We start from the raw sequence: 26,302 nt of genomic DNA, 5'->3' as shown, positions 1-26,302 counted from the left end.
AATGACAGTGATTTTCTATGTATCAGTATAAATATGAAAGCTTGCGTTTAGTTTTTATCCATATATTACAATCTATGCCATTTATTGGATTTGATGTTATATATTCTTATAAACACCAAGCAGCTATAACTACTTGGTAGCTTGACTATTTTTGTCTTGCCAAGCATTGAGAAATAGCAACTAAGGTTAGAGATATTATCAACATAATTGTTGCTAAAGCATTGACTTCTGGCGAGATCCCGACTTTTACCATGGAGTATATCTTCAATGGTAAAATTTCATATGTTGGACCTGTTACGAATGAGCTGACGATAACATCGTCTAACGAAAGGGTGAAACTGAGCAGCCATCCCCCAGCGACAGCTGGTTTGGCGAGGGGCAGCAAGATTTGCTTGAGAATAATCCATTCATTTGCCCCGAGGTCTTTTGCAGCCTCGAGCATTTTAACATCAAACCCATTTAATCGACTGTAAACAGTGATCACGACAAAGGGTAAACAGAAAGTGATATGTGAAATTAATAAAGTTAGGAAGCCTAATTGAGCGCCTAAAAGTAAAAATAGCGCTAATAAGGATATAGCCATCACAATGTCGGGTGACATCATAACCACGAATAGCAATCCATTAACCAAAGGTTTTCCTTTGAACGAATAACGAAATAGTGCCACTGCAGTTAGGCTACCAATAATGGTGGCTGCGGTTGCTGAAAAAACCGCAACATTAAGTGAATGCCAAGCGGCTTGTACTAGGCTGTCGTTGTTTACCAGTGCATGATACCACTTAGTTGTAAAACCTCCCCATTTGATACCGAATTTACTCGCATTAAATGAGTTTATTATCAAAACAATGATCGGTAGGTAGAGAAAGGCGTAGACTAAGCTGAGGAAGCCAAATTTAATACTTTTTTCCATTAGTCTAACTCCACTCTTTTATTCAATAGTTTACCGGCCCGATAGTAGGCATAAAGCATTATCGCCATCACTAAAGTAAGTGAAATACTTGTTGCTGCACCAAACGGCCAGTCTCTTGCGTTAAGTACTTGGCTTTTTATGACATTACCTATTAAGAGGTTTTTTGCGCCTCCGAGTAAGTCAGAAATATAAAACATTCCTAATGCTGGAAGAAGAACTAGTAGACATCCACCAATAATACCCGGCATGGTAAGAGGTAGAATGACTTTGGTAAAAGTATGAAATTTATTGGCACCAAGATCTCTTGCTGCTTCTATGAATGTCCTGTCTAATTTTTCAATGGTGGAATAGAGAGGCAGAATCATAAAGGGAAGCAGGATATAGATAAGTCCAATCATGACGGCTGCTTCCGTATACATAATACGTAGCGGTTTATCGATAATGTCGAGAGCCAGTAAAGACTTGTTCACAATTCCTTGTGTACCAATGACGATCTTCAACCCATAAGTACGAATTAAGGAATTGGTCCAAAAAGGAACAATGACTAAAAATACCATTATGGGACGTATTTTGACTGGCATTGATGCCATTATGTACGCAAATGGATAGCCAATAACTAGACATAATAAGGTCGCAACAGACGCCATATAAAATGAATGCCAGATTACTTTGGCATAAAGAGGGTCGAGTAGGCGCGTGTAATTGCTAAATGTTATCGTCAGATCAATGAGATTTGATTCATCGCGAGTGAGTAAACTCGTGCCTATGATCATGATGTTGGGGACCATTACAAAGAGAGTAAGCCACCCAACCACAAGAAAGATAATTGCACTTTGTAAGTTAAGTTTCTTGCTTATCATCTAGGACGACCTCCCAGCTCTCAACCCATGTGACCGACACTTTTTGCCCGATAGAATGATCGACATCTGGATCGTCCTCATTAAAGAACTCACTGACCATTACACGCATTCCAGATGTTAGCTGAACGATTGAGTCTAAAGTCATACCTTTATATGTGCGTTCCAAAATATGACCGACAATGCCTTTTTGTTCTGATTCACTTATTTCTTCAAGACGTAGATCTTCTGGACGCAAAAGAACCTTGAATACATCTCCTTGACGAGCGGCATCTTTATCGTAATAAACAATCGACTCGACACCTTCTATTTTTGTCAATACACGTCTTTCGTCTAATCGCTCGATCATGGTTGCTTCGAAAACATTTATTTCACCAATAAACCGAGCAACGAAGAGATTTTTTGGTTCTTCATAAATCTCTTTTGGTGAACCGTCTTGCTCGATGACACCATCACGTAGCACTATGATGCGATCTGACATCGACAACGCTTCTTCTTGATCATGAGTGACAAAAATAAATGTGATACCTAGCTGGCGTTGAAGTTGCTTTAATTCCACCTGCATCTGCTTACGCAGTTTGTAATCTAGAGCAGACAATGATTCATCTAGGAGCAGAACTTTAGGTTTATTAACTACTGCGCGGGCGATTGCGATACGCTGCTGTTGCCCTCCCGAGAGTTGATGGGGTTTGCGTTGTGCAAGGTTATCCAAACGTACCATTTTTAACGCTTCTATCACTCTAGAGTGTATGTCCGAGCTAGGCACTTTTTGCATCTTTAGCCCAAATGCTACATTTTCGTATACCGTCATGTGAGGAAATAGGGCATAACTTTGGAAAACAGTATTGACGTGTCTTTTCTCGGCAGGAATTTGAGTGACATCTTGCTGGTCGATGATAACCTTTCCCTCATCTGCATCTTCAAAGCCTGCAATCATTCTGAGGACGGTTGTTTTCCCGCAGCCCGACGGCCCTAATATAGTAAGAAATTCACCATGGTTTACATCAAGGTCAAGGTTTTTGATAATTTGTTTACCATCGAAACTTTTATTGACCCCGCATAATTGGATAACGGGCTTTGTCTCAAGTTGTTTATTGTTCAACGTCTGTTTTTCTCCCAGTGGTCAACAGAAATTAGCCAGTAGTTACAAAAGTTAGAGGGGCGCATAATAATAAGCCAGAGTATGAAATCAAAGTGTTTTCTCATATTTAACCCCTAAAATTATGTAGGTGTAACTAGGGCAAGTAAGCCATACTTTGATAATGAAGATCTGCTGCTTCGTTGATGACACATGTTTAAGGCATTGTTGGTAGTTATCGTTTTTGGCTAATTATCAATCATTTGGTCTTTAAATCAAGCAGATAAAGAAAATTAGGCTGTGGATAAAGTGAGGTTTCGGTATAATGCTATAAACTTTTAATCCAACTGCACTTGTCAGTAAACTTACATCAGCAGGCGTGGAATCGGCACCGGAAACATTAATGAACAATGGTATAGAAAAAGATTTTAATTTGGGTGGAAGTGTAGAAAGAGCACTTTCAGGTAAGTATGAGCTTAAGATAGGTGCTGTTCTCAAAGAAGCATGGGAACATACAACTAAAAACTTTCTTTCATTTTCACCTAGTATACTTTTGTTGATAGTCGCTCAAGTAGTGATTTTTTACGTAGCACTGAAACTACAACTTGGGAATTTATCGGTCATTACTGATATATTGACCAAGCCAGAAGAAGTTAACCCTGGAATTGTTCAAGCAATTTTTATTGCTAATTTTAGCTATGAAGTAGTTAGTGCACCTGTTGTAGCAGGTGTAAGTTTAATGGCAATGAGCCATGCGGCAGGTCTGTCGACCAAACCACGGCATATTGCAAAGGGACTACAATTCACGATTCCTGTGATTATCGCTACAATTTTCAGTTTGCTTGCTCAGCTTGTTGTCGGGATGATCCTTCCGTTTTTATCCATGTACTTATCACTCGCATTTAGCAATGCGGTTTTGCTAATTTGTGAGAAACAAATCCCCCCAATGCAATCTTTGTTGCTATCCTTACGAGCGGTTAATAAAAAGATTTTTGTCCTTGCCGGAATATATCTATTGGTCGTATTTATGTTCATCCTAGGGGCTGTGTTCTACGGTTTGGGCTTAATCTTGGTTATCCCTTTTTATTTTCATATCAAAGGTATTATCTACAGAGATATGTTTGGTATCAGACTAAAAATTGTGACAACAGATGGGCCAAGCGATGAGGACGATAATGACGGAAATTCACAAGTGTTCAATGCGTAAAAGTGAGCTCGTTGCACTTGCTGCAGCTGGCGTAATAGCTGGTTGCAGCTTCTATGACTATGAAAAGCGTCAACCTCCCAAAATTCAACAAACCACGTCAGCAATTCAACCGATAGCCTCGCCGAGTTTTGACGTTTACGCTATTGGTGAAGCGCCGGATTTTACATCTATTGAGAATGTAACAGCAAAAAAAAGAGCGTTTTTTGACTACTTGCGACCAGGAATTGCTTATGAAAATCAACGTGTTTTGAATGAACGTAACAGACTTGATGCTATCAGAGATGACTTTGTTTCTGGGATGGTTTCTGATCGAGATATTGAGTATGCGAAGACTTTATCTAAACGGTATAGGGTGAAACTCGATTCATCGGGTATTGATAAGCAATGGCTTGATCAGATGCTTCATCGTGTTGACGTCATCCCTGAAGCTTTGGTCTTGGTACAAGGCGCTAACGAGTCTGCCTGGGGTACCTCTCGCTTTGCAACTCAGGCTAATAATTACTTTGGGCAGTGGTGTTATACCGCTGGTTGTGGCGTTATTCCACTTAAAAGAGGTGAGGGCATGATTCATGAAGTCGCTAAATTTACCTCAGTACAGGAATCGATAGAAGGCTATTTTATGAATGTAAATCGTAATAAAGCCTACGAGGAGCTGCGAGAAATACGTTATCAGCGACATTTGCGTGGCGAAAGCCTGACAGATACAACGGCGGCCCTCGCTCTTACACAAGGATTGCTGAAATATTCCGAAAGAGGTGAGGAGTATGTCAAAGATCTGCAGGCAATGATAAGGCACAATCAGCCTTTTTGGAAAGACAACGAATAATAAGCTAGCCAGTGAAATGAACAAACTATTTTTTACCCTGTCCCTTGGGGGATTACTCTCGTTGCATGCATTACCGATACAAGCTCAAGAATACATGTTCACATACTCAAAACTTTTTACCCATCTAAAGCAAAATACGAAGCAAGGCCATGAAGATGTCAAAGTAGGCTTTTTCTTTCTCAATGCAGAAACAAAACAAAATTGCACTATTCAAAAAGCTTGGATGGAAAAAGAGCAACACTATGAAGAATTAAAATCCACTCGCTATCACGAGTTGATAGTTCCTGTAGACAATAACCTCAAGTCAGCCAATCCTTTAGTTTTTGTTCAAACTTCTCAGAATGAACGATGCGACTTTTCTATGGTTGTCATGACTAAGCAGCCATTAAACGGCAAAGTTTCTTATGCAGATGTGGAGAAGTTAATGCCTCAAATGCAAACTATGCTTGAAGATTTAGGCGGCATGTTTGCTAGTTGGTTCACACCCGATGTTGAAGGTGTGACTATGGAATTTGATAATCAACTTAACGGACAAGTTGAGTTTTCCAATGGTGGTACAAAGCCGATTGTAAATGGTAAAGTGCAAGTTGCATTATCAGATATAGGTAAAGGAGGCACCATGATGCTTCCGCAAGAAACCAGCCGCGTCTTACCTTATCTGCCCAAGGCAAATTAGTTTTATTCACATTGTTATCTTGGAGCATGCTAACTACTCCTATGGTTGGGACAGATAAGCATTTCATACTGATGGAAAAGTACGTATAATCTTGCCCCCTAGTAACAGCGCAGACATTTTATAGTTACGATAGTTATTTGTGAGTAGGTAATGAATCAGGTAGATACAAGAAAAGAAACGCTAGAGTATAACAAGCTTCAAAAGCGTCTTAGACGTAATGTGGGTAATGCCATCACGGATTACAACATGGTGGAAGACGGAGATGTTGTCATGGCATGCATTAGTGGTGGAAAAGATTCTTTCGCTATGCTCGATATTCTATTGCAGTTACAAAAATCGGCACCTATCAAGTTTGAAGTAATTGCTGTTAATCTCGATCAAAAGCAACCTGGTTTTCCAGAACACATTTTGCCTGAGTATTTTGAAACTTTGGATATTCCCTATTATATCGTTGACAAAGATACATACTCAGTCGTTAAAGAGAAAATACCGGAAGGTAAAACCACTTGTGGTCTTTGCTCTCGTCTACGTCGTGGCACGCTATATTCATTTGCTGAAAAAATAGGTGCAACTAAAATTGCACTTGGTCATCACTTGGATGACATCGTTGAGACGCTTTTTCTTAATATGTTTCATGGTGCGAGATTAAAAGCAATGCCTCCAAAATTGCGTTCCGATGATGGTCGTAATGTGGTTATTCGTCCTTTAGCATACTGTCGTGAGAAAGATCTAATTAAATATGCTGAGCATAAAGAGTTTCCTATTATCCCTTGTAATCTTTGTGGATCGCAAGAAAAACTAGAACGTAAAGCGGTTAAGGCCATGCTCATAGAGTGGGATAGTAAAACACCTGGAAGAGTAGAAAAAGTATTCAAGTCAATTCAAAATGTTAGCCCTAGTCAGCTCGCTGACAGAGAGATATTTGATTTCGTTAACCTTCCTTTGTCTCGAGATGTAGAAAGAGAAGAATATGAGTTTACGGAAGCAACTGTGTCTTCTACAAACATCGACGAATCTATGTTTATTGACGTAACCAATATATAGTGTAGTAAGACCACTCATTGAGTGGCCTTAACATTATTCAAGCACCTGTCTTAGGGTCAAGTGGACTTACATAACCTTTGGGTTTAAGTGCTAAAACATCACAGTTAATTTTGTCTATGACATGTTCTGCCGTATTACCAATAAATACAGCGGATAAGCCAGTGCGGCCGGTTGTTCCTACAATAACCATCGCAGCGTTTAGCTTTGTTGCAGATTCCGGTATAACATCTTCTGGCAGCCCTTGTTCAACGACGGTTTGTTGCTCATCATAACCATGCTTTTGTCGTAATGCTTTCATTGCAGTTAGGTGGTGGCCACGAACCGCATCAGTATAAGTATTGGGGTCAAACTCAGGGAGCTCTATGGTTATATTCGCAGGTGTGACAGGATAGGCATTGACTAAATAAGGTTTGGCTCCTAGACGTTCACTTAAGCTATTTAATTGTTCCACCATACTGTCATTAAGGCCAAGATGGGTGTCGTTTTCCGAACCAACGTGGACAGAGGCGAGTATACTGGCATTCTCTGGCCAGTCTGAGTTCTTCACTAGCAATACAGGAGAAGGGCACTTACGCAATAAATGCCAGTCCGTAGGGGTGAATATGACTGACTCTAAAACGTCATGTTTTCGAGTTCCTTTGATTACAATGTCGTGATTGCCGGCAAAGGTTTCGGCGATGATAGCCTCATAGGGACGGTTATGCCAAACTACTTTTACATCGAAGTCTACATTTTGATTTTGCTCTGTGTATGGCTTCGCAACCTTATGCATCCATTGTTCGCGTTGTCCTATCACACCACGGCGCATAGCATCACGCTCATCAACAGACAACATTGATGTCATGTCGTAGGAGAAATCATAGATCGACAAAAAGAAACACACTTTACTACGAGAACGACTTTGAGCCGCAAGTTGCATGGCGCGAGCCAAGGCAGGCTGTTCATCTTTGTTGATGTCGGCAACGACAAGTATTTTATTATAGATACTCATAGTAACTCCTTAAGTGTAGGGAGAGTTATATGATTAATGTAGCGCAGCTATTGAAAGATTTTTAGCAAAAGAGTGGTATAGACAGCAAAAGTATGACGCAGCTCAGTTTTGAGCTACGTCATTGAACTTATTAGGATTCTGAAGAGACACCTGCGAGTTCCATAAGAGTATCATGATCTAGGATAGTGATATACTTACCTTTTACACTCAAAATTTCCGACTTTTGAAAGCGCCCTAGTAATCGAGATATGGTTTCAACAGTTAACCCAAGGTAATTGCCGATATCTCCTCTTGTCATCGTAAGACGAAACTCTCTCGGACTAAATCCTCTTTGGGAAAATCTTGTTGATAGGTTATATAAGAAAGCCGCTAGACGTTCTTCTGCATTCTTTTTAGAGAGTAGAAGAATCATATCTTGGTCACCCTTAATTTCGCTACTCATCAAACGCATGATCTGCTGTCTAAGCTTAGGCATTTTGCCCGATAGGTCATCAAGGGTTTCGTACGGGATTTCACATACCATAGATGTTTCTAGCGCTTGAGCAAAGCTTGGGTGAGAATCTTCTGTTATAGCATCAAATCCGACAAGATCGCCTGCTAAGTGGAAGGCAGTAATCTGCTCATCCCCTTGCTCGGTTATTGTGTAACTTTTGATAGTCCCTGAACGAATAGCGTAGAGAGATTTTAAACTATCTCCAGCTTTAAACAGCTCCTGTCCTTTTTGTATAGGCCTTTTTCGTTCAATAATTTGATCGAGTTGGTCTAGTTCGTTTTCATTGAGAGTGAAAGGTATGCACAACTGACTGATACTACAGTCTTGACAGTGAATTGCACAACCACCGGATTGGATACGTTTTGTCGCAGGCTTTTCAGGAATCATAACAAACTTCACAAATTGATATACATCAATATTTTAGCACTCATTGTTTGGAAAAGGTAGTAGAATAAACCTACAAAAAACAATAGCATATCAGCTTGCTGATAGTAAGGTTATTGTTTGTTGGACGGTATAGAGCCCATAAAGCAAAATGAGTGCAGCGCCAGATTGGCGAAGAAAATTGGATTTTTGGAGTTTGTTTGTGTGACTGACACTGATACCGATAAATAACATCGCGGGCATTGTCCCCAGACCAAATGCGACCATAATGAAGGCACCATTTAATGCACTGCCTGAAACCGCTGCCCAAGTCAATGTAGAATAGACGAGTCCACACGGAAGCCATCCCCAGACTAAACCGAAAGGAAGAGCGTAAAGAGGGGACTTTAATGGTAAGAGTGATTGCCCAGCAGGGGCTATCCGTTTCCATAGCTTTTGACCCAAACGCTCAATGTAAACCAAGCCGTGCCACCATTTACCTATGTAACAAGCGAGTAGTATCATGAACAGGGCTGCGATTAACCGTAACCAAGTCAGTGATTGGTTAACTTGGCTAAATTCTGCGACAGTAGAAATAGCGCCGCCAACAATAGCTCCTATAACACAGTAACTTATCAGTCTCCCTACATTATAAAAGATAGGGACTAATACTGATTGTGAAGGAGAATTGGTACTTAGCAAAGATGCAATACCACCGCACATCCCCATACAATGTCCAGCCCCAATTATGCCGATTAAAAACGCACCGAACCAGTCAGGTGTCATTTAGGAGTGCTCTCATCTTCTTTGTCGTCTTCGAACAAAATATTATGGCCCTGACGTTCCAAGTCCTCAAACTGCTCGCTCTTTACTGCCCAGATAAAAATGGCGATTGCAACACAGACTAAAACAATTGCTATCGGGATTAAGATATAAAGGCTTTCCATGATTACTAACCTTGCTTTTCTTTCAGCAAACGAAGAGAGTTAGATACTACTATAATCGAGCTTGCAGACATACCAATAACAGCAAAATATGGGGCAATTAAACCAGCGATGGCTAGCGGAAGGATGAGTGCGTTGTAACCGAGTGACCAAGCTAAATTCTCGCGTATTATATTACGTGTCTGTAATGCCAAGTCTCTAGCTGCCAATACTCTGTCCAGTTGATCGCCAAGTAGGACCATATCTGCCGATGCCTTCGCTGCATCAGTGCCTCCGCCCATAGCGACTGACAAATGAGCGCCTGCTAAAGTTGGAGCGTCGTTAATGCCGTCGCCAAGCATCATAGTAATTTCTGTTTTATCTAAGCTGTTAAGATAGTTGAGTTTATCTTCTGGTTTTGCCTCAGATACTACTTTTTTGATACCAATTTCATTGGCTGTTAGCTCGGCATTTTGATGTGAGTCTCCTGTAAGAAGAGTGACAGAGATTCCTGCTTGCTGAAAGCGGTCAATAAAGGCTTTAGATTCCGCGCGAATTGGGTCTTGATAAGTAAATGTTGCTATGTGTTCACCGTCTAGAGACATGTAAATTTGGTTAGGCTTAGTGGTGTTATGAGTGTTTAGAACAAAGGAAGCACTACCTATTTTGACTATGCTTCCATGGTAGTTGCCTACTAGTCCAGACCCTATAATATTCTCAACATCCGACACATGAATATTGGGATTTCTATAGGTGTCGAATGCTCGTGCTATTGGATGATTTGCATGAGACTCGATTGAAGAGGCTATCTGTGAAACTTCAATTTCTGAAATAGATGAGAAAGTTTGTATATCACTGATCACTATCTCTCCGTGGGTTAAGGTTCCAGTTTTGTCTATAACGAGATGGTTGACCTTACATAGGGTCTCAAAAACATGACCTTTACGAAGAAGGATCCCCAGATTTCCTAATCTTGATGTTGCACATGTTAGGGCTGTAGGTGTTGCCAGTGAGAGCGCGCATGGGCATGTAGCAACGAGCACAGATAACATGATCCAAAATGCATCGTTTGGCTTAGTTTGGTGCCAGTATACCCATGTACTCGCGGCTGTGATCAGAATAACGGCGACAAAATAGCGCGCTACAATATCTGCAATTTGAGCTATTCTAGGCTTGGATAGTTGAGCCTCATCCTGAAGACGTATAATACTGGAGATCATTGAATCTGCTTTTGTTGACGTGACTTCAAGCTCAAATGATTCTTCGCCATTCATGGTGCCCGCATAAACATAGTCATCTACACTTTTGACCACAGGAATGGACTCGCCAGTCAACATGGACTCATCAATATGTACTCGACCTAGCACTATCTTGCCATCTGATGGAATATTTTCACCGGGTAAAACACGAATACGATCACCCACTTTGAGCGTTTTTACCGGAACTTGCTCACCATCTAACCGTGTGGCCATAGCTGGGATGAGCTTAAGCAAGTTACCACTTGCCGCTGCGGCTTTTCTCCTTGCACGCATCTCTAGGAACCGGCCAAGAAGCAGGAAAAAAGCAAACATAGAGATGGATTCGAAAAAAACTTCTCCTGACTCTGTTACAGTAGCAATAAGACTTGATACATAGGCAAAAATCATAGCCAAAGATACAGGAACATCCATGCCCAGAGTTTTTCCCTGAATACTTCTCCATGCATTGATATAAAAAGGCAGTGCGGAATACAGCATCACAGGCGTAGCAAAGATTAAACTCACCCAGCGGAAGTAATTTTTGAATTCCGGCTCTAAATCCCCAAACACTTCTAGATAAAGAGCAACAGCCAGCATCATGACTTGCATTGTTGCTAGTCCCGCAATACCCAGCCTATACAAGTACTGTTTCATCTGTTTGTGATAGGTTGCTTCTTGCTTGTCTGCCTCAAAAGGTGCAGCTTTGTACCCGAGTCTGTGTATGGCAGATAGTAATTCACTAAGTTGTGCTTGAGTTTTATCCCAAACCAAAACTGCTCTATGAGTTGTAGTATTGACCCGCATAGACACAACGCCGTTTTGTGATGCAAGTTGTTTTTCAATCAGCCATGCGCATGCAGCACATGACACACCCTCTAGTGACAATGTCACTTCTGAGTATTGCTCTTTATGGCGTACAAACTCCGATTGTACCTCTTCATTGTCGTAGTGGATTAGAGTTTGGAGTTGCTCAGGGATTAATTCGGCTTTTTGTGCAGGAGTAGTACGATATTGGTAATAAGACACAAGGCCACTATCGAGAATCGTTTGCGCGACGCTTTCGCATCCGGGGCAGCACATGACTCTCTTTTGGCCTAAAATTTCAACGCTGAAATTTGTATTATCTGGTACTTCTTCTCCGCAGTGGTAGCAAGGAGAAGGTAAGTTAAGGTTATTTTGTGAGTTCAACGTTGGCCTCAGTAGGGAAGGTCACTCGCCCTTGGATAAGCCATTGGTCATCATGGGGTGCTAATTCAATAAACCAGGGCCCTTGGAGTGACTTATCAAGTGTAAGCCTGTATTGCCCACCTGCGTCTGATGTAAGTAGTTTAGTAAAATCTCTATCAGGTAGGGTTCTATGAGCGAATAGGGCTGTTATCGCTGGATAATGCTTGAGTTGACCTTTGTTAAAGCTGATCACTATATCGTTATTTTCTGAGGACACAGTCGCGGATAGCTCAAGATCTCTTGCGACATTAATCTTTGAAATGTCGATATTTATAGCTTTGCCCTTCTTATAGTAATCTTCAGTTACGAGAGACACTGAGTTGTTTGAAAAAACAATCACAGTAATGATGGTCCAAACTACAACTGTCATTGGTAGTATAATTAAGAACCAGGGCCAAAACTGCTTATACCAAGGTTTTACCATAAAAAAAGCTCGCACATATTTAAAGATACTAGAGTTAATCTACAAGAAAGGCAGCCCCTAAAACAGGGGCTGTTTTTGAACGCTTACTCTTTTTCAGAATCTGAGTTGCTCAGACTCCAAACATAAGAAGAAACAAGTTGGATTTTATCCTCGCCAAGAATGTCTTTCCAAGCTGGCATTACGCCCGACCGGCCATTCATTAACGTCTCGGTTACATCAGCGCGAGAACCTCCATACAACCAGACTTGATCGGTTAAATTTGGAGCGCCGACTGCTGGGTTGCCTTTACCGTCTGTTCCATGACAGGCAGCACAAACGACAAAGCGAGCTTTGCCTGCTTCGGCTTCTCGTGCATTGACCGAGCGCCCTGATAGGCTAAGAGTATAGCTAACGACTTCTTTAATGCCTTGTTCACCCAAAGCATCTTTCCAAGCTGGCATTTGTCCTACACGGCCATGCAAAAGGGTCGTAACAATCGCTTCTGGTTCACCACCATAAAGCCAGTCGTCATCAGTTAGGTTAGGAAAACCTTTTTGACCGCGTGCATCCGAGCCATGACACTGAGAGCAGTTTTGCAAGAATAAACGCTGTCCTACTTTTAACGCCTCTGGGTCTGCTGCAATTTCAGGTACGGAGCGTAATTTCTCTCCGCCATCTACATAGGCGAGACGTTTAAATGCTTTTCCAAAGTAAGCATCAGCATCGTCTAACTCTTTGGCATATTGAACAAGACGTTTATCTTTCTGCGCTTCAGCAATAGATGCTTTAGATTCCTCAAGCGTTGTCACAGTTTGGTCAGAACTCTGCCAGCCGAGTAAACCCTTAAAGCTTCCCATTCCGGGGTAAAGCGCAAAGTATATCGCCGCAAATAGAAACGTACCGACAAACAAGTACGTCCACCATTTAGGTAATGGGTTATTTAATTCACGAATACCATCATATTCATGCCCCATATCTGCGCCTTCTTCAATGCCTGTTTTGTCTTTAAGGCACCAAATCAATATCGCAGCACAGCCTACTAATGTACCGACTGTAATGATGATTATCCAAAGACTCCAAAATGTCGTCATTGTTTAGTCACTCCTTGTTCTTTAGAGGGTGTTTGCTCTTCATCAGCAAAAACAAGGTTCGCAGCTTCTTCAAAACGGGCTTTACGGCTTTTACCGAACGCCCACCATACTACGCCTATAAAACATACGAACAGCACTATGGTCCAAATACCGTGAATAGTACCTATATCCATAATCTCACCTCTTGCTTACTTCATTGCGTGACCAAGAGACTGAAGGTAAGCAATGATGGCATCCATCTCTGTCTTACCTTCTACATCTTTTGACGCATTTGTGATTTGTTCATCTGTGTAGGGAACACCAAACTGATCACGGAAAATTTGCATCTTCTTCTGAGTGTACTTACCATCCAGTACATTATCAGCTAACCACGGGAATCCTGGCATATTTGATTCTGGAACCAGCTCTCGTGGGTTGATAAGGTGAACTCGATGCCATTCGTCAGAGTAGCGTCCACCCACACGAGCTAGGTCAGGCCCTGTACGTTTTGAACCCCAAAGGAATGGATGCTCCCATACACTTTCACCCGCAATAGAGTAATGACCGTATCGTTCAGTCTCAGCTCGAAATGGGCGAACCATCTGGCTATGACATACGTTACATCCTTCGCGGATGTATATGTCCCTACCTTCAAGTTGTAGGGCAGTGTATGGACGCAAGTTCTCAACGGGTTCTGTTGTTTGTTTTTGGAATATAAGCGGTGTTATTTCCACAAGCGCACCCAAACTTATCGCAAAAACGATGAGAATCGCTAAAAGCCCGACATTACGCTCAACAATTTCGTGGCGATTACTAGAATTAGAACTCATTCTTTTCATCTCCTTATGCTGGGTGCGGGACAGCTTTTAAGCTATCCTTTGGTGCAGATACTGTTTTGTACGTGTTATAAGCCATTAGCAGCATCCCTGTAAGGAATATGGCACCACCAAGGAAACGTACAAAATAGAACGGATACGACGCTTGTACAGACTCAACAAAACTATAGGTTAGTGTTCCGTCTGAGTTAACAGCTCGCCACATCAAGCCCTGCATTACTCCCGAAATCCACATCGCAACGATATAAAGAACAGTACCGATTGTTGCCAGCCAGAAATGTGCATTGACCATACTCACGGAGTACATACGTTCTTGACCAAATAATCGTGGAACTAGGTGGTAGACAGAACCAATGGACACCATAGCAACCCAACCAAGCGCCCCTGAGTGAACATGTCCTATCGTCCAGTCGGTGTAGTGAGATAGCGCGTTGACCGTCTTGATTGACATCATTGGGCCTTCAAAAGTGGACATGCCATAGAAAGAGAGTGAAACGATAAGGAATCTCAGTATTGGGTCATAGCGAAGCTTGTGCCACGCACCGGAAAGCGTCATGATGCCGTTTATCATGCCACCCCATGAAGGAGCGAACAAAACAAGAGACATCACCATACCGATTGATTGTGTCCAGTCAGGCAATGCAGTGTAGTGCAAATGGTGCGGTCCAGCCCAGATGTACAAGGAAACAAGTGCCCAGAAGTGAACGATAGAAAGGCGATAAGAGTAAACAGGGCGTTCAGCTTGCTTGGGAACAAAGTAGTACATCATACCGAGGAACCCCGCAGTTAGTAGGAAGCCTACTGCGTTATGCCCGTACCACCACTGTACCATGGCATCGACGGCGCCAGAGTATATTGAGTAGGACTTAGTCAAAGAGACGGGGATAGCCATGCTGTTCACGATATGAAGTACAGCAACTGTGATGATAAAGGCTCCAAAGAACCAGTTTGCTACATAAATATGTGACGTTTTACGTTTGACGAGTGTTCCGAAAAACACGACTGCGTAAGAAACCCATACTAATGCTATAGCAATATCAATCGGCCATTCTAGTTCTGCGTACTCTTTACTCGTGGTTATACCTAAAGGTAAAGTTATGGCTGCAGATAGAATAACGGCTTGCCACCCCCAAAAGGTAAAGGCAACGAGAGGCCCACCGAATAGACGAGTTTGGCAGGTACGCTGCACAACATAGTAAGATGTTGCGAACAGTGCACTAGTACCAAACGCAAAAATAACCGCATTAGTATGCAGAGGACGTAAGCGACTGTACGTCAACCACGGCGTATCAAAGTTTAGCTGTGGCCAAACTAATTGAGCGGCAATCAAAACACCAACGCCCATACCGACAATGCCCCATAAAATTGTAACTAGGGTAAATTGGCGGACGACCGTATAGTTGTAGTTTTGTTCAAGCTGCTTTTCTTGGCTCATTTGCATGCTTCCAATTTTTTAATTAACTACACTTTACTTCCAACACGACTCATGTCGTAATGCCACCCAAATCATCTAGAAAGTTACTACTAAACAAATGGTTAAACTTCCTTGTGGATTTTGAAAAAAGTGGCATTTTCAGCCGGCAACTATACTGCATTTAGTATATCAATGACAGTGTAGTACCCTTACACTTGGTCTGGTATTGACCTTTTATTCTAAAACTTTGAAGTTTGTTACACGGAGAAGACTACCGCATGGCAGCCGAAAAACTTACCCCTGGTCGTTTTGCCCAAATTGTCATCATGTTAACCCTTTTGGTTGCAGCGTTTACATGGCGTACTTTGGATTACGACAAGCAGGATCAACTCGAGTGCAATTTAACCCCAAAGTGTACGGTTAATGTTAATGATAGTTCTCTAATTGCTTATTTAGAAGGCGCTAAGTTAATCATAATAAAACCAACAGGCGGTTTGACAATGATCAACCCAGAGCAATCACTGGGGATAGAAGAAGACGAAACGACTTGGAAAGTTCCAATTTCTACAAATCAAGTAATTGAATTTTATTTCAAAAACAAAAATTCGGCGGACTCATTCAAAGTCTCTTTTTTCGTTAATAATTAAAAGAAACCGGGGTGTTTTCAAAATATTAAAATGATAAATTTAGACTGAATTAATCTCAGGTCCTCACCTGATATTATAAAAGTGCCGTATGTAGCAGACTCATACTCTGAGTGTGAGAGGAGATACGTATGGCCTTACTGGACAACCCAATTCAACTTATCGTTGTATTATTCTGTCTATCTTTACTGCCGTTATTTGCAGTCATGGGGACATCGTTTTTAAAACTGTCAATTGTTTTCTCGATGCTGCGAAATGCGTTGGGAATCCAACAGATACCACCCAATATGGCAATATATGGTTTAGCTTTGATCTTAACCATGTTTACTATGGCTCCTGTTGGCTTCGCTATTCGTGACAACCTAATAGCACATCCTATAGATTGGAGCTCTCCTAACCTTTTCACACAAGTGTCCAGTCAGATAATCGCTCCATATCACCATTTTTTAAGCCACAACACGAGTGAAACACAAATTCAGTTTTTTTCTAAGGTAGGACATGATATTTGGCCTGAACAGTACCAAAACGAGCTGTCCAAAGATTCGCTTCTTGTCATGGTACCCGCATTTACTTTAAGTCAGTTAATTGAAGCATTTAAAATTGGTTTCTTGTTATACCTGCCATTTGTTGCCATCGACTTAATTGTGTCCAACATATTACTCGCGATGGGTATGATGATGGTATCACCAATGACAATAGCTCTGCCATTCAAACTACTTATTTTTATACTTATGGGCGGTTGGGATAAGCTTGTTGGTCAGCTTATGGGGTCTTTCTCATGAATGAAGCTGTCATAGTCCACTTTACCTCAGAATTATTATGGCTTGTGCTGATACTCTCGATGCCAGTTGTGGTGGTTGCGTCAGTAGTAGGGATCCTAGTCAGTTTATTTCAGGCTCTTACTCAGATTCAAGACCAATCGCTACAGTTCTTAATAAAGCTCGTTGCAGTCTGTATTACCTTAGCTGTCAGTTATCATTGGATGGGCAGTACATTACTCAATTATGCTGGACTCGCTTTTGACCAAATTGGTTACTTAGGAGGCTAAATGTCTACCCTTAATGAATATGTACCAATTCTTGCCCTATGCATGATGCGTCCATTAGGTATGATGTTGATGCTGCCACTTTTTAAAGGCGGGGCGATGGGAAGTGGGCTTATTCGTAACTCGCTCATTTTAATGTTCGCGCTTCCTGTTATACCTATGATGCAAGCCCATCCTGCTGATTTTTCCTCCAAGCCATTGGTTGAACTTATTTGGGTTTATGGTGAGGAATTACTGATAGGCCTAATTGTGGGCTTTTGTGCGGCAATTCCCTTTTGGGCAATAGATATGGCTGGTTTTGTTATCGACACTATGCGAGGCGCTTCAATGTCGACAGTGTTGAATCCACTGATGGGACTTCAGTCTTCGATATTTGGTATGTTGTTTACTCAAGTTCTAGGCGTGTTATTTCTGGTGACAGGAGGGTTTAACGCCTTGCTTACTGCTCTATATCAGTCGTATTCTTCGCTCCCGCCCGAGTCAGCGTTGTCATTTAATAATGAGTTACTTATTTTCATTGGTCAGCAATGGCAAATGATGTCAGACATGTGTTTAGGTTTCGCTTTGCCTGCGATGGTTGTAATGATTTTGGTCGACGTTGGTCTAGGTCTTGTTAACCGCTCAGTGGAACAACTCAACGTATTCTTCTTATCAATGCCTATCAAAAGTATTTTGGTCGTCTTCCTACTGTTGGTGAGTATGCATTTTGCTCTTTCTCATTATCTTACTCAAATCAATCAGTTTGAAGGAAAAACCTCTACTCTATTCCAGCTGATTAAGGGATAACTATGGCCGAAAAAACTGAGAAACCCACCCAGAAACGCCTAAAAGACGCTCGTAAAAAAGGCCAAGTTATAAAAAGCACTGAAATTGTAACAGGGCTTCAAATGGCGGTGATTCTTGGTTATTTTATCGTTGAAGGGCAGGGAATGATGGACGCGATCTGGAAGATGATCGATATTTCAATCAACTCGATAAACCTTCCAATCAAGATTGCTGCCGAGTCTGTTCTGGCCGCGTTTGTTTTTATTATGCTCCGTTTTATGGCTGGTCTGGTTGTTATTCTTGTTATCACAGTGGTCATCAGTTGTATGGCTCAAACTGGCCCGGTGTGGGCATCGGAAAGCCTCACTCCAAGTTTTAATAAAATTAATATAATTAATAATGCCAAGAATATTTTTTCAATGAAAAGTGTATTCGCTTTATTAAAAAATATACTTAAAATTTTTGTTTTGACGGTCGTTTTTTATTACCTACTTAATCAACATGTTAACATGTTTCAATACTTACCTTCTTGCGGTGCTGAGTGTGGTGTTACCGTGACTTTCACTCTGGTGAAATGGCTTTGGGGCGCATTTTTAATCTGTTACTTGGTGTTTGCAGTCGCAGACTATGCTTTCGTGCATTTTCAAACAATGAAAGAGTTGAAAATGTCTAAAGATGATACGAAGCAAGAATACAAGGAAACTGAGGGTAATCCAGAAGTTAAACAAAAGCGCCGAGAGCTTCAGAGAGAAACTGCAAATGGCTCGCTTGTGCAAAATGTTAAAAAATCAACTGTCATAGTTCGAAACCCAACTCATATTGCAGTCTGTTTGTACTATCAGGCTGATAAAACGCCTCTACCTGTGGTTTTAGATAAAGCACAAGATTATATGGCGCTTCATGTGGTAGATATGGCAGAAGAGCACGCCATACCTCTGGTAGAAAATATACCGCTCGCAAGAGCCTTGTTTAATCAAGTTGAGTCTGGTCAGGTGATTCCTGAATCCTTATTCGAACCTGTAGCTGAGCTACTTCGAGTGGTAATGAATGTATCCTATGATGGTGACGACTAAAGTATTTATGTCCTAAACGTTATTTGCACCAACGCCAGCTTAAACACATCAAATACTGCAATTCTGCAAAAAGAAGCCCTAACCACTGGCTGAACTTTGACCGTTTTTTCGATTTTCTTTCATCATTGGTACCAATTACATCACTTAAATGAAAAACATTCTTGATAACTTCCCACTGAGTGTTAGATTAACTATCAATAGCATCAATAAGTTCATAACCGTTCAGTTATAATAAATCTAAGTCCTATCGTTTATGGATATGGAGGATGACAATGACATTTGGTGAATACACTCAGTTAAAGATTTTGGTTGTAGATGATCATGATCTCATATTCGATGGTTTAAAGAGTTGTCTTGCTCCTTACCCTAACTTGGAGTTGGTTGGTTTTGTGACGGACGGTTTGAGCGTCTATGAGGAGTGCTTGAAACACAAACCCGATATGGTTTTTATGGATCTCAATTTACCTGGTATGTCTGGTGTAGAGGCAATACGACAATTGCGTAAACGCTGGCCTGACATGATGATTATTGTGTTAACTGCCTCAGATGAGGAAAGGAAAGCCCGCGAAGCTTTAGATGCTGGCTCGAATGGTTATGTGCTCAAAAATGGGTCAAAAAGTACGTTACTGGCTGCGATTAAAAGTGTTACTAGGGGGAAAAACTTTTTAGATCCCGCGTTAGATGCCAAACACATCGAGGCATTAAGTCTGGTTGAAGAAGGCGATATTCCCGTTTTAACACCACGTGAAAAGCAAGTGCTTAAACTTATCTTCGAAGGCAAACGTAACCGTGACATTGCAGAAGCGCTACTGATTGGATTAAAGACGGTAGAAACGCATCGAATGAATATAATGCGTAAACTTGATGCACATAATGTAGCGGATTTAATGAAGTGGGCGCACAGGATGGGTATTTAGGCCTGTTGTTAATTTGAAATCAGTGCCGCTTATTACTTTCCAACAATACGTGTTATTGGCTACTGTACTTTTCTAGAGCATTGATTAACATAGAAAACTCTTCATCGGTTATTTTCTGTCCGTTTTCAATTTGATGCTCTAGAGTGCTTGTCGTATCGTAAACATTGGTCGCACCAGCAAGTCCTGCACTGCCTTTGACATTGTGCAATATATCTCTTAGTTCAGCCCAATTATTATCAGCGAAGCTTTCCCTTGCAGCATTGGCCATTTCTTTGAAGTGGTTGGTTAAGCGTTGGGTAAACTCGCCTTCATTGAAATCCATAATGGGAGTATCTGACTCCACATTAATGTCTGGTTGCATGTCGCGATCTATTTGAATTTCTGCTGCATGCTCTAATACTTTAGCGAGTTCTTTCATAGATACAGGCTTGGTTAGGTAGCCGTTCATAAGGCTTATCGAATTATCATGCTCTGACGGATTAGCGTTTGCAGTTAGGGCTATGATAGGGCAGTCGGTATCTAGTGTTGCTTCGCTTTCTCGCCAAAGCTTGGTTGTCTGATAGCCATCGAGCTCAGGCATCCTAATATCCATCAATACCAAATCAAATACATGCTGTTCACTGTATTTTAGAGCCATCTTTCCGCTGCTGGCGCATGTCACTTCTTGGCCCAGTTCAATCAGCATTTTGCTCACTATGTCACGATTGGTTACAACGTCATCGACGAGTAATACTTTCAGCTTCCATGGAATCATTTCTTTTGGATTTGTATGCGTGTTTTGTGTGGAAATGCCATGCTGCAGTTCGTATAGTCGTTTCCATAAACGCCAAGGTAAGTAATGAAACTCTTCATTTTTGAGTGCATCAGAGTCACTGCAAATACAGTGGCCGCCCCATGCTTGGATCTGTGGGTGAAGTGTTTCAGGTGCTTCAATAACTGCTTCTTTAAGGCGTAAAAGCATTCCTGGGTTATTTAGAGGCATTTTGAAGATAAATTCTGAGCCTTCACCATATTCACTTGTTACTGTAAGACTACCGCCCATTATATTTGCCAGTTTACGTGAAATAGGCAGGCCTAAACCTGTTCCTACCTGATGCTGTGAAGATTGTCGGAAAGGTTCAAATACTTCATTGAGCTTATCTTCTCGAATTCCTGGCCCTGTATCTTTAACACAAAACCATAGTTGGTTATCTATGACATCAATAGACAAAACAATCTCACCTTGCTCAGTGAACTTTGCCGCATTACCTAACAAGTTAACTAAGATTTGTCTAACGCGAATAGGATCAAATGAGCTGGTTTCTGGAGTGTTTGAACTGACAATAGTTTTTAGCTGGATTGGTTTATCTATAATATAAGACTGTATGGTTAACATAGCCTCATCTACGATCTTAAGAAGCGGGTTATCGCTAATATTTAATTCAATTTGGTCTGCTTCTATACGCGAAAAATCTAGCAAGTTATTAATAATGCTTAATAATGATTTAGCGCATGTATAAGCTGTGTTTCTAAGATCAGCTTGCTGGTCATTTAAAATAGTATTTCGTAATAATTCCAACGAACCAATAATACCATTAAGCGGTGTTCTTATTTCGTGGCTAATATTCGTAAGATGCTCACTTTTTCTAGCCGTTGCTTTTTCTGCGACCTGCTTAGCGTGCGCTAACTCAACCGTTCGTAGCTCAACTTTCGATTCTAATTCATCGTAGCTCAACTTGATTGTATCAAGTAGCATGTTGTAGGCCCTTGCAATGTCTCCGAGTTCATCTTTTCGGGATTCAGATAAGCGCCTATCGAAGGTTGGCTGTCGATCGCTATTAATGATGTCTACAAAACTGCGAATGGGGTTAGCAAGAGACTTTCTCAATATAACAAGCATAATAATGGTCATAAGGCCGAAGGATACGAGAGACCACTTAAGTTCATTATAAAATGGTGCATAGGCCAGCTTTTCAATTTTAGACTTGGGTATTAACGAAATTTGATGCCAGTTTGGGCCATCAATAAATTTACTGACCACATAAAAGTTGTTGATTTGAGGAAATTTAGGTTTACCTTTGACAGCACTAGCACTCTGGTTATACTCAATAAACTGTTTCAACTCTTTCTTTATCGTGTCATTTATTCCTATTTGATCAAATACAGGGACAATATCATCTCGGGTGATAAATAAATTGATGTCATCTTTGGCATAGACATTGGAAACTGTGAGTACATCTTCAATATTAATCGCAAAGCCAACCTGACGAGCCAAACTATTATTGGGATCCAGTGTGTAACTCAGCAGAATGTAAACACTGTTGCGTTCGCGGTCATACTTAGGCTCACTCCAGCGAAAACCCTCTTTGGCCGGACGCTTAGCAAGGTCAATAATCTCTTGAATTCTCTGCTCTTGATGTTCCCGTTCTCGCTCGGATGCAGAGTAAATTGAGACATGTTTATTCGGCTCTATGATAAAGGAGTCAACATAGCGTTGCTGCCCAGCAATACCGAATGTTTGCAGAGCCCAGAGTTTTTTATGGTCAATATCCAAAGTTTGTTTTCCAATATTAAATTGCCTGGCAACCAGTTCAATATTGGGATCAATCCTTAACGTTTTAAATTGCTCGAGTCTCTGTTCAAATTGCTGTGTATCTTCCATGGCTTGTTGAAACAAGCTTTGATTCATCTGAGATCGAATCTCTCCCATTTCGTTATAGCTTTTGAGTGTTTGATTGAGAGTGCCTTTATAGGTGTTATCAAAGGCGCTGATTTGAATTAGGACCCATAAGCCAATAAAAACAGAAACAAATGCGACAGTGAGCTTGGTGACGAGGGAGGAATTCCAGCTAGTTTTCATGTCCAATCCTAAGTCTGTAGTTACACGCTTTTTCTAGTTCTACCATAGCGCGAATTGCCGCCTAAGGTCCATATTTGCTGTTGAACGATAGTAATATCATGGCACCGATTTGCGACTAAGGTGTTCACCTGATAGTAAGTAATCAATGAACAATTGATAATGTTTTCATAATCGGAAACGAAGAGGTTTTCAATGTTCGAACGTTTACTAGCGATGAGTTATATCGATACAACTGACTTGCCTTCAAATAGTCATTGGCAAGTTTCTTGTGCTGGTCGATTAGCTAGCTGTATCAAGTCAGAGTACTATTTCACGTTCGGAATAATGATAACGCCTCCAAATGATCGCAGTTGGCTAAGGCAAGCAACTCTTGTGTTGGCTGCTTGTGAACAAGGGTGGGACTGTGCACTTGAAAAGCGCGGAGAAGAGTGGGTTCTGTGGTCTTGTTACCCTGATGACCTAGATGATGAAGAACTCACTTCATCCATACAGTTGCAGTTGGCATTAATCCATTATCTAGAACGAGATATGTTAAAAACAGCCCCAGCCAATAAACCTCGTATCTGGAGGAAAAAGCTATGAAAAAGTTACTATGTTGGTTATTGCTTTTGACTATCAATTTTGTTCATGCAGCACCGATTTCTTCAGTGCAATGGCAAGGTGAGCCCTTTGTTTTTTATAGTCGTGGCACTCCACTAAAATCGGTTATAGAAGATGTGGGTAAAAATTATGGTATTCCTATTGATGTTAGCAACCAAGTCAACGACACATTTAGTGGCCAGATAAATGGAAAAACGCCTAAACAGATCCTTACCATGCTAGCTCAACAGTACGGCTTAGTATGGTACTACGATGGTGACTTGTTGCATGTTTATAAGGCGAGACAAGTGAAAAATGAAATAGTCTCGCTTTCATCTCTTTCAAATGGCCAGGCAATTCATTATATCGCTAAAGCCAACCTTTTAGATAAAGTCGCTTGTGAAGTTACCCCAATATCAGGGCTTCATGCAGTACAAGTTAATGGTGTTCCTGCTTGTGTTAGCTCGGTTACCAAATTTGTAAAACAGCTTGATACTGACTCGCAGCAACACGCTAAGTCACAAAAAGAGGTGCGTATTTTCCCTTTAAAATATGCATCTGCAACTGACACTGTATATAGCTATCGTAGTCAAGACGTCACTGTACCCGGTGTCGTGTCGGTATTGAAGCAAATTGATCAGGAAGATAATTCTCAATCTAAAGAAGAAATAGCAAGTTTTTCGGCAGACTCAAGACAAAATGCTGTGATTGTAAGAACAAACAAGCAAGACATGACTATATATGCGTCCTTGATTAAGCAGCTGGATATCACGCCTACCATGATTGAAGTTTCGGTCACAATTATTGATGTTGATACTTCTGACTTCAATCAATTGGGAATTGATTGGTCTGCGGCTGCCAAGATTGGTGGGGGTAGTGTGACCTTCAATCAAGGAAGCTTAAGTAGTGATAATTTTTCGACTGTGATTGGTAACACAGGGAATTTTATGGTTAGGCTAAATGCCCTACAACAGAATTCTAAAGCAAAAGTGTTGTCTAGACCTTCTGTCGTAACTCTTAACAATGTTCAGGCAGTATTAGATAAAAATGTCACTTTCTATACCAAAGTTGAAGGCGAGAAAGTCGCTAAACTCGAGTCTGTCACAACGGGGTCTTTACTCAGAGTAACTCCAAGGCTTGTCAATGAAAATCATCATAAAAAAGTGATGCTGTCACTTAACATTCAAGATGGACAACAGGCTAAACCTTTGAGTAGCAAAGACCCATTGCCTCAAGTTGAAAATTCAGAGATCGCAACTCAGGCGACGTTAAAAACTGGAGAAAGCCTGTTACTCGGTGGCTTTGTTCAAGATAAAGATCATACCGTGGAGAATAAAATTCCGCTTCTAGGCGACATACCGTTATTGGGTGGGCTGTTTAGAAGCACTGACCACAGTAAACAGAGCGTAATGCGTTTGTTTCTAATCAAAGCTGAACCCGTTAATCAATAACGAGGACTGATTATGGAAGCAAGTATCAAACTTTTATGGCTTACAGGCCCAATGCAAGGCAGAGAGCTAAAGCTCCCTTCAGGGGAACTTTCTATGGGACCCAGTGGTGATATCATGGTTCCAATTGAACAACGTGAAGTCATAAACATCAGTGTTGATGAAAAAGGTGTGATGGTGAAGTCTAACCTAGATGTATGGGTTAGTGGAAAAAAAACGGCTCATGAAGAGTATCTGCCTTTAGGTCAACCCATTGAACTATCTGGAGTGGGGTTTATTTTAGGTCGTGGTGAGCAAGAGCTTATATGGCAAAAATTACCTCCACATTTAACCAGAAACTCTAGTCGCTTGAGCAACATCTTTTTGTTAACAACCAGTTTATTCGCTCTGGCAATCATGTTGTGTGTACTAATGCTTCCAGCCAAGGTTGAACCTGTGTTTAATCCACGTTTATGGCTGCAAAGTCAGCTTAATGTGCCAGCGTTACATCAAGTAGACGCAAGTTGGGGATCCGATGGAATTGTGACGCTCACAGGATATTGTGATAACTCCACTTCGATGGCCAAATTAAAAGAAGGGCTTAAGCAACACTCTATCCGATTTAATGCCAAAACAACCTGCACGGATAAGTTAGTAGGTAGTGTTGAATCCGTTCTAAGTGCGAATGGCTATCAGAATGTCCATGTGTCGCCAACTCGTCGCATGGGTGAAGTTAGAATTTCAGGAGCGATTCAATCAAGTGAACAATGGGATAAGGTCACAACAGAATTGGAACAAATCCAGGGGTTAAAGCATTGGCAAGTGGCGAATGACATCGGAGGGTATGTTCAAAAATTTATTGATGCACTACGTGAACATAAATTGTTGAATGATGTAATGGTTGAAAGGCGGCAAGAAAGTATACTCGTTACTGGTCAAATCAATGATGATGTTCGTGGTCAAATATATCAAGTCAACAAAAACCTCATGGCGAGTACAGGTCAAGTCGTTGATGTTAGGTTTGAGAATATTCCTATCAGAGACAATTTAACTCGTTATTTATCCGGTCAGATAGTTAGTTTTGGCGGTAATACAAGCCAACCTTTTGTTGAGCTAAACAATGGCAGTCGACTTACTATGAATAGCAAGCTGGAAAATGGCTATGTTGTTAGCCATATCGATTTAAAAGGATTGGACTTAAGCCGTGATGGCGAAGTCATCCATATACCATTCATTCTATAAATAGGAGGAATTATGGCACGTATTACTAACCTAGAGACATGTTTAAAAAATGACCCCAAAATCAAAGATGCGTTAATTATTCAGTTAGATAAAACTAAGGCAGAACTAATTAATGAGTCACATAAAAATATCCAAACACTAAATGGAGCCATTGAGGCTGCAAAAGATGTCATTGGCATTCTAGCGACACGTTATAAATAAACACACTAATTTAT

The 26,302-nt window shown here is 41.1% G+C and carries 28 protein-coding genes; 14 read left to right on the top strand and 14 right to left on the bottom strand.

The annotated features are described in order from the left end of the window. Positions 1–145 precede the first annotated feature (145 nt). The 3 genes from potC to potA are packed head-to-tail and all read right to left on the bottom strand — an operon-like array spanning position 146 to position 2,887. Positions 146–910 carry a spermidine/putrescine ABC transporter permease PotC gene (gene potC, locus FIV01_RS07495; protein WP_152430442.1) on the bottom strand — a complete coding sequence of 255 codons (765 nt, stop codon included), beginning with the start codon at positions 908–910 and terminating at the stop codon, positions 146–148. Next, positions 910–1,770 (bottom strand): spermidine/putrescine ABC transporter permease PotB, encoded by an 861-nt coding sequence (gene potB, locus FIV01_RS07490; RefSeq protein ID WP_152430441.1) that lies wholly within the window; start codon positions 1,768–1,770, stop codon positions 910–912. Before potB ends, potC begins: the two co-directional genes overlap by 1 nt. Next, positions 1,751–2,887, bottom strand: a complete 1,137-nt coding sequence (gene potA / locus FIV01_RS07485; protein ID WP_152430440.1) for a spermidine/putrescine ABC transporter ATP-binding protein PotA — start codon at positions 2,885–2,887, stop codon at positions 1,751–1,753. The genes potB and potA overlap by 20 nt, the downstream gene beginning before the upstream one ends. Before the next feature lie 361 nt (positions 2,888–3,248). Between potA and FIV01_RS07480 the strand changes: the two genes are divergently transcribed. The 4 genes from FIV01_RS07480 (at position 3,249) to ttcA (ending at position 6,598) form a co-directional block, all read left to right on the top strand. After that, complete coding sequence (locus tag FIV01_RS07480) at positions 3,249–4,052, top strand: DUF2189 domain-containing protein (RefSeq protein WP_152430439.1); 804 nt, start codon at positions 3,249–3,251, stop codon at positions 4,050–4,052. Continuing rightward, positions 4,045–4,878, top strand: a complete 834-nt coding sequence (locus FIV01_RS07475) for a glucosaminidase domain-containing protein (RefSeq protein WP_152431685.1) — start codon at positions 4,045–4,047, stop codon at positions 4,876–4,878. Before FIV01_RS07480 ends, FIV01_RS07475 begins: the two co-directional genes overlap by 8 nt. Before the next feature lie 16 nt (positions 4,879–4,894). Continuing rightward, positions 4,895–5,554 carry a DUF2987 domain-containing protein gene (locus FIV01_RS07470; RefSeq protein ID WP_152430438.1) on the top strand — a complete coding sequence of 220 codons (660 nt, stop codon included), beginning with the start codon at positions 4,895–4,897 and terminating at the stop codon, positions 5,552–5,554. A gap of 150 nt (positions 5,555–5,704) precedes the next feature. Then, positions 5,705–6,598, top strand: a complete 894-nt coding sequence (ttcA, locus tag FIV01_RS07465) for a tRNA 2-thiocytidine(32) synthetase TtcA (RefSeq protein ID WP_152430437.1) — start codon at positions 5,705–5,707, stop codon at positions 6,596–6,598. Positions 6,599–6,635: 37 nt separating this feature from the next. On the opposite strand, the gene uspE is transcribed toward ttcA, so the two are convergent. The 10 genes from uspE to ccoN form a co-directional block, all read right to left on the bottom strand. After that, on the bottom strand, positions 6,636–7,589 hold the full coding sequence (gene uspE / locus FIV01_RS07460) for a universal stress protein UspE (RefSeq protein WP_152430436.1): 954 nt from the start codon (positions 7,587–7,589) through the stop codon (positions 6,636–6,638). A gap of 130 nt (positions 7,590–7,719) precedes the next feature. After that, on the bottom strand, positions 7,720–8,469 hold the full coding sequence (gene fnr, locus FIV01_RS07455) for a fumarate/nitrate reduction transcriptional regulator Fnr (protein WP_152430435.1): 750 nt from the start codon (positions 8,467–8,469) through the stop codon (positions 7,720–7,722). Positions 8,470–8,559: 90 nt separating this feature from the next. Next, positions 8,560–9,231 carry a sulfite exporter TauE/SafE family protein gene (locus tag FIV01_RS07450; protein ID WP_152430434.1) on the bottom strand — a complete coding sequence of 224 codons (672 nt, stop codon included), beginning with the start codon at positions 9,229–9,231 and terminating at the stop codon, positions 8,560–8,562. Next, the gene (ccoS, locus tag FIV01_RS07445; RefSeq protein ID WP_152430433.1) at positions 9,228–9,392 is read right to left on the bottom strand and encodes a cbb3-type cytochrome oxidase assembly protein CcoS; all 165 of its coding nucleotides are present in this window, start codon (positions 9,390–9,392) and stop codon (positions 9,228–9,230) included. The genes FIV01_RS07450 and ccoS overlap by 4 nt, the downstream gene beginning before the upstream one ends. A gap of 5 nt (positions 9,393–9,397) precedes the next feature. After that, a complete protein-coding gene (locus FIV01_RS07440) occupies positions 9,398–11,794 on the bottom strand; it encodes a heavy metal translocating P-type ATPase (protein WP_246210370.1) in 2,397 nt (798 codons plus the stop codon). Continuing rightward, positions 11,778–12,257, bottom strand: a complete 480-nt coding sequence (locus tag FIV01_RS07435; RefSeq protein WP_152430432.1) for a FixH family protein — start codon at positions 12,255–12,257, stop codon at positions 11,778–11,780. The genes FIV01_RS07440 and FIV01_RS07435 overlap by 17 nt, the downstream gene beginning before the upstream one ends. Positions 12,258–12,340: 83 nt before the next feature. Continuing rightward, the gene (gene ccoP, locus FIV01_RS07430) at positions 12,341–13,327 is read right to left on the bottom strand and encodes a cytochrome-c oxidase, cbb3-type subunit III (protein WP_152430431.1); all 987 of its coding nucleotides are present in this window, start codon (positions 13,325–13,327) and stop codon (positions 12,341–12,343) included. Further along, entirely contained in the window at positions 13,324–13,500 is a 177-nt protein-coding gene (locus FIV01_RS07425; protein WP_114785677.1) for a cbb3-type cytochrome oxidase subunit 3, read from the bottom strand. The genes ccoP and FIV01_RS07425 overlap by 4 nt, the downstream gene beginning before the upstream one ends. Before the next feature lie 15 nt (positions 13,501–13,515). Continuing rightward, a complete protein-coding gene (gene ccoO / locus FIV01_RS07420) occupies positions 13,516–14,136 on the bottom strand; it encodes a cytochrome-c oxidase, cbb3-type subunit II (RefSeq protein WP_152430430.1) in 621 nt (206 codons plus the stop codon). A gap of 13 nt (positions 14,137–14,149) precedes the next feature. Beyond that, positions 14,150–15,583, bottom strand: a complete 1,434-nt coding sequence (gene ccoN / locus FIV01_RS07415; protein WP_152430429.1) for a cytochrome-c oxidase, cbb3-type subunit I — start codon at positions 15,581–15,583, stop codon at positions 14,150–14,152. A gap of 251 nt (positions 15,584–15,834) precedes the next feature. Between ccoN and FIV01_RS07410 the strand changes: the two genes are divergently transcribed. From FIV01_RS07410 to FIV01_RS07385, 6 genes are all read left to right on the top strand, one after another. Further along, positions 15,835–16,203 (top strand): hypothetical protein, encoded by a 369-nt coding sequence (locus FIV01_RS07410; RefSeq protein ID WP_152430428.1) that lies wholly within the window; start codon positions 15,835–15,837, stop codon positions 16,201–16,203. Positions 16,204–16,331: 128 nt separating this feature from the next. Then, positions 16,332–16,982, top strand: a complete 651-nt coding sequence (gene sctR, locus FIV01_RS07405) for a type III secretion system export apparatus subunit SctR (protein ID WP_152430427.1) — start codon at positions 16,332–16,334, stop codon at positions 16,980–16,982. Further along, positions 16,979–17,248: an EscS/YscS/HrcS family type III secretion system export apparatus protein gene (locus tag FIV01_RS07400; protein ID WP_152430426.1), complete on the top strand. Its 270-nt coding sequence runs from the start codon at positions 16,979–16,981 to the stop codon at positions 17,246–17,248. The genes sctR and FIV01_RS07400 overlap by 4 nt, the downstream gene beginning before the upstream one ends. Continuing rightward, the gene (sctT, locus tag FIV01_RS07395) at positions 17,249–18,031 is read left to right on the top strand and encodes a type III secretion system export apparatus subunit SctT (RefSeq protein ID WP_152430425.1); all 783 of its coding nucleotides are present in this window, start codon (positions 17,249–17,251) and stop codon (positions 18,029–18,031) included. A gap of 2 nt (positions 18,032–18,033) precedes the next feature. After that, positions 18,034–19,083, top strand: coding sequence for an EscU/YscU/HrcU family type III secretion system export apparatus switch protein (locus tag FIV01_RS07390; RefSeq protein WP_152430424.1), 1,050 nt, complete (start codon positions 18,034–18,036; stop codon positions 19,081–19,083). 266 nt (positions 19,084–19,349) lie between these two features. Beyond that, entirely contained in the window at positions 19,350–20,000 is a 651-nt protein-coding gene (locus FIV01_RS07385) for a two component system response regulator (protein WP_246210369.1), read from the top strand. A gap of 52 nt (positions 20,001–20,052) precedes the next feature. On the opposite strand, the gene FIV01_RS07380 is transcribed toward FIV01_RS07385, so the two are convergent. Continuing rightward, positions 20,053–22,839, bottom strand: a complete 2,787-nt coding sequence (locus FIV01_RS07380; RefSeq protein ID WP_152430423.1) for a two component system sensor kinase — start codon at positions 22,837–22,839, stop codon at positions 20,053–20,055. A gap of 192 nt (positions 22,840–23,031) precedes the next feature. Here FIV01_RS07380 and FIV01_RS07375 point away from each other — a divergent pair, with 192 nt between their 5' ends. Genes FIV01_RS07375 through FIV01_RS07360 form a run of 4 tightly spaced genes read left to right on the top strand, consistent with a single transcriptional unit; the run spans position 23,032 to position 26,288 of the window. Then, the gene (locus tag FIV01_RS07375) at positions 23,032–23,421 is read left to right on the top strand and encodes a hypothetical protein (protein ID WP_152430422.1); all 390 of its coding nucleotides are present in this window, start codon (positions 23,032–23,034) and stop codon (positions 23,419–23,421) included. Continuing rightward, positions 23,418–24,869, top strand: a complete 1,452-nt coding sequence (locus tag FIV01_RS07370; RefSeq protein ID WP_152430421.1) for an EscC/YscC/HrcC family type III secretion system outer membrane ring protein — start codon at positions 23,418–23,420, stop codon at positions 24,867–24,869. Before FIV01_RS07375 ends, FIV01_RS07370 begins: the two co-directional genes overlap by 4 nt. 12 nt (positions 24,870–24,881) lie before the next feature. Next, complete coding sequence (sctD, locus tag FIV01_RS07365) at positions 24,882–26,087, top strand: type III secretion system inner membrane ring subunit SctD (protein ID WP_152430420.1); 1,206 nt, start codon at positions 24,882–24,884, stop codon at positions 26,085–26,087. A 12-nt stretch (positions 26,088–26,099) separates the two neighbouring features. Then, positions 26,100–26,288, top strand: coding sequence for an EscE/YscE/SsaE family type III secretion system needle protein co-chaperone (locus tag FIV01_RS07360; RefSeq protein ID WP_152430419.1), 189 nt, complete (start codon positions 26,100–26,102; stop codon positions 26,286–26,288). Positions 26,289–26,302 lie beyond the last annotated feature (14 nt).

This window comes from Vibrio aquimaris (genome assembly GCF_009363415.1).
GTDB lineage: Bacteria > Pseudomonadota > Gammaproteobacteria > Enterobacterales > Vibrionaceae > Vibrio > Vibrio aquimaris.
The sequence above is the reverse complement of the archived record's forward strand: the minus strand, read 5'-3'. Positions and strand labels throughout refer to the sequence as shown.

Coding starts and splice junctions, on each gene's coding strand:
- FIV01_RS07470 (WP_152430438.1), top strand. CDS start 4,895: ATGAACAAACTATTTTTTACCCTGTCCCTTGGGGGATTACTCTCGTTG.
- FIV01_RS07400 (WP_152430426.1), top strand. CDS start 16,979: ATGAATGAAGCTGTCATAGTCCACTTTACCTCAGAATTATTATGGCTT.
- FIV01_RS07375 (WP_152430422.1), top strand. CDS start 23,032: ATGTTCGAACGTTTACTAGCGATGAGTTATATCGATACAACTGACTTG.
- FIV01_RS07380 (WP_152430423.1), bottom strand. CDS start 22,839: ATGAAAACTAGCTGGAATTCCTCCCTCGTCACCAAGCTCACTGTCGCA.
- FIV01_RS07385 (WP_246210369.1), top strand. CDS start 19,350: ATGACAATGACATTTGGTGAATACACTCAGTTAAAGATTTTGGTTGTA.
- sctR (WP_152430427.1), top strand. CDS start 16,332: ATGGCCTTACTGGACAACCCAATTCAACTTATCGTTGTATTATTCTGT.
- sctD (WP_152430420.1), top strand. CDS start 24,882: ATGGAAGCAAGTATCAAACTTTTATGGCTTACAGGCCCAATGCAAGGC.
- FIV01_RS07370 (WP_152430421.1), top strand. CDS start 23,418: ATGAAAAAGTTACTATGTTGGTTATTGCTTTTGACTATCAATTTTGTT.
- uspE (WP_152430436.1), bottom strand. CDS start 7,589: ATGAGTATCTATAATAAAATACTTGTCGTTGCCGACATCAACAAAGAT.
- potB (WP_152430441.1), bottom strand. CDS start 1,770: ATGATAAGCAAGAAACTTAACTTACAAAGTGCAATTATCTTTCTTGTG.
- ttcA (WP_152430437.1), top strand. CDS start 5,705: ATGAATCAGGTAGATACAAGAAAAGAAACGCTAGAGTATAACAAGCTT.
- sctT (WP_152430425.1), top strand. CDS start 17,249: ATGTCTACCCTTAATGAATATGTACCAATTCTTGCCCTATGCATGATG.
- fnr (WP_152430435.1), bottom strand. CDS start 8,469: ATGATTCCTGAAAAGCCTGCGACAAAACGTATCCAATCCGGTGGTTGT.
- potC (WP_152430442.1), bottom strand. CDS start 910: ATGGAAAAAAGTATTAAATTTGGCTTCCTCAGCTTAGTCTACGCCTTT.
- ccoP (WP_152430431.1), bottom strand. CDS start 13,327: ATGACGACATTTTGGAGTCTTTGGATAATCATCATTACAGTCGGTACA.
- FIV01_RS07360 (WP_152430419.1), top strand. CDS start 26,100: ATGGCACGTATTACTAACCTAGAGACATGTTTAAAAAATGACCCCAAA.
- FIV01_RS07435 (WP_152430432.1), bottom strand. CDS start 12,257: ATGGTAAAACCTTGGTATAAGCAGTTTTGGCCCTGGTTCTTAATTATA.
- ccoS (WP_152430433.1), bottom strand. CDS start 9,392: ATGGAAAGCCTTTATATCTTAATCCCGATAGCAATTGTTTTAGTCTGT.
- ccoO (WP_152430430.1), bottom strand. CDS start 14,136: ATGAGTTCTAATTCTAGTAATCGCCACGAAATTGTTGAGCGTAATGTC.
- FIV01_RS07450 (WP_152430434.1), bottom strand. CDS start 9,231: ATGACACCTGACTGGTTCGGTGCGTTTTTAATCGGCATAATTGGGGCT.
- FIV01_RS07480 (WP_152430439.1), top strand. CDS start 3,249: ATGAACAATGGTATAGAAAAAGATTTTAATTTGGGTGGAAGTGTAGAA.
- FIV01_RS07390 (WP_152430424.1), top strand. CDS start 18,034: ATGGCCGAAAAAACTGAGAAACCCACCCAGAAACGCCTAAAAGACGCT.
- FIV01_RS07425 (WP_114785677.1), bottom strand. CDS start 13,500: ATGGATATAGGTACTATTCACGGTATTTGGACCATAGTGCTGTTCGTA.
- FIV01_RS07475 (WP_152431685.1), top strand. CDS start 4,045: ATGCGTAAAAGTGAGCTCGTTGCACTTGCTGCAGCTGGCGTAATAGCT.
- ccoN (WP_152430429.1), bottom strand. CDS start 15,583: ATGCAAATGAGCCAAGAAAAGCAGCTTGAACAAAACTACAACTATACG.
- FIV01_RS07410 (WP_152430428.1), top strand. CDS start 15,835: ATGGCAGCCGAAAAACTTACCCCTGGTCGTTTTGCCCAAATTGTCATC.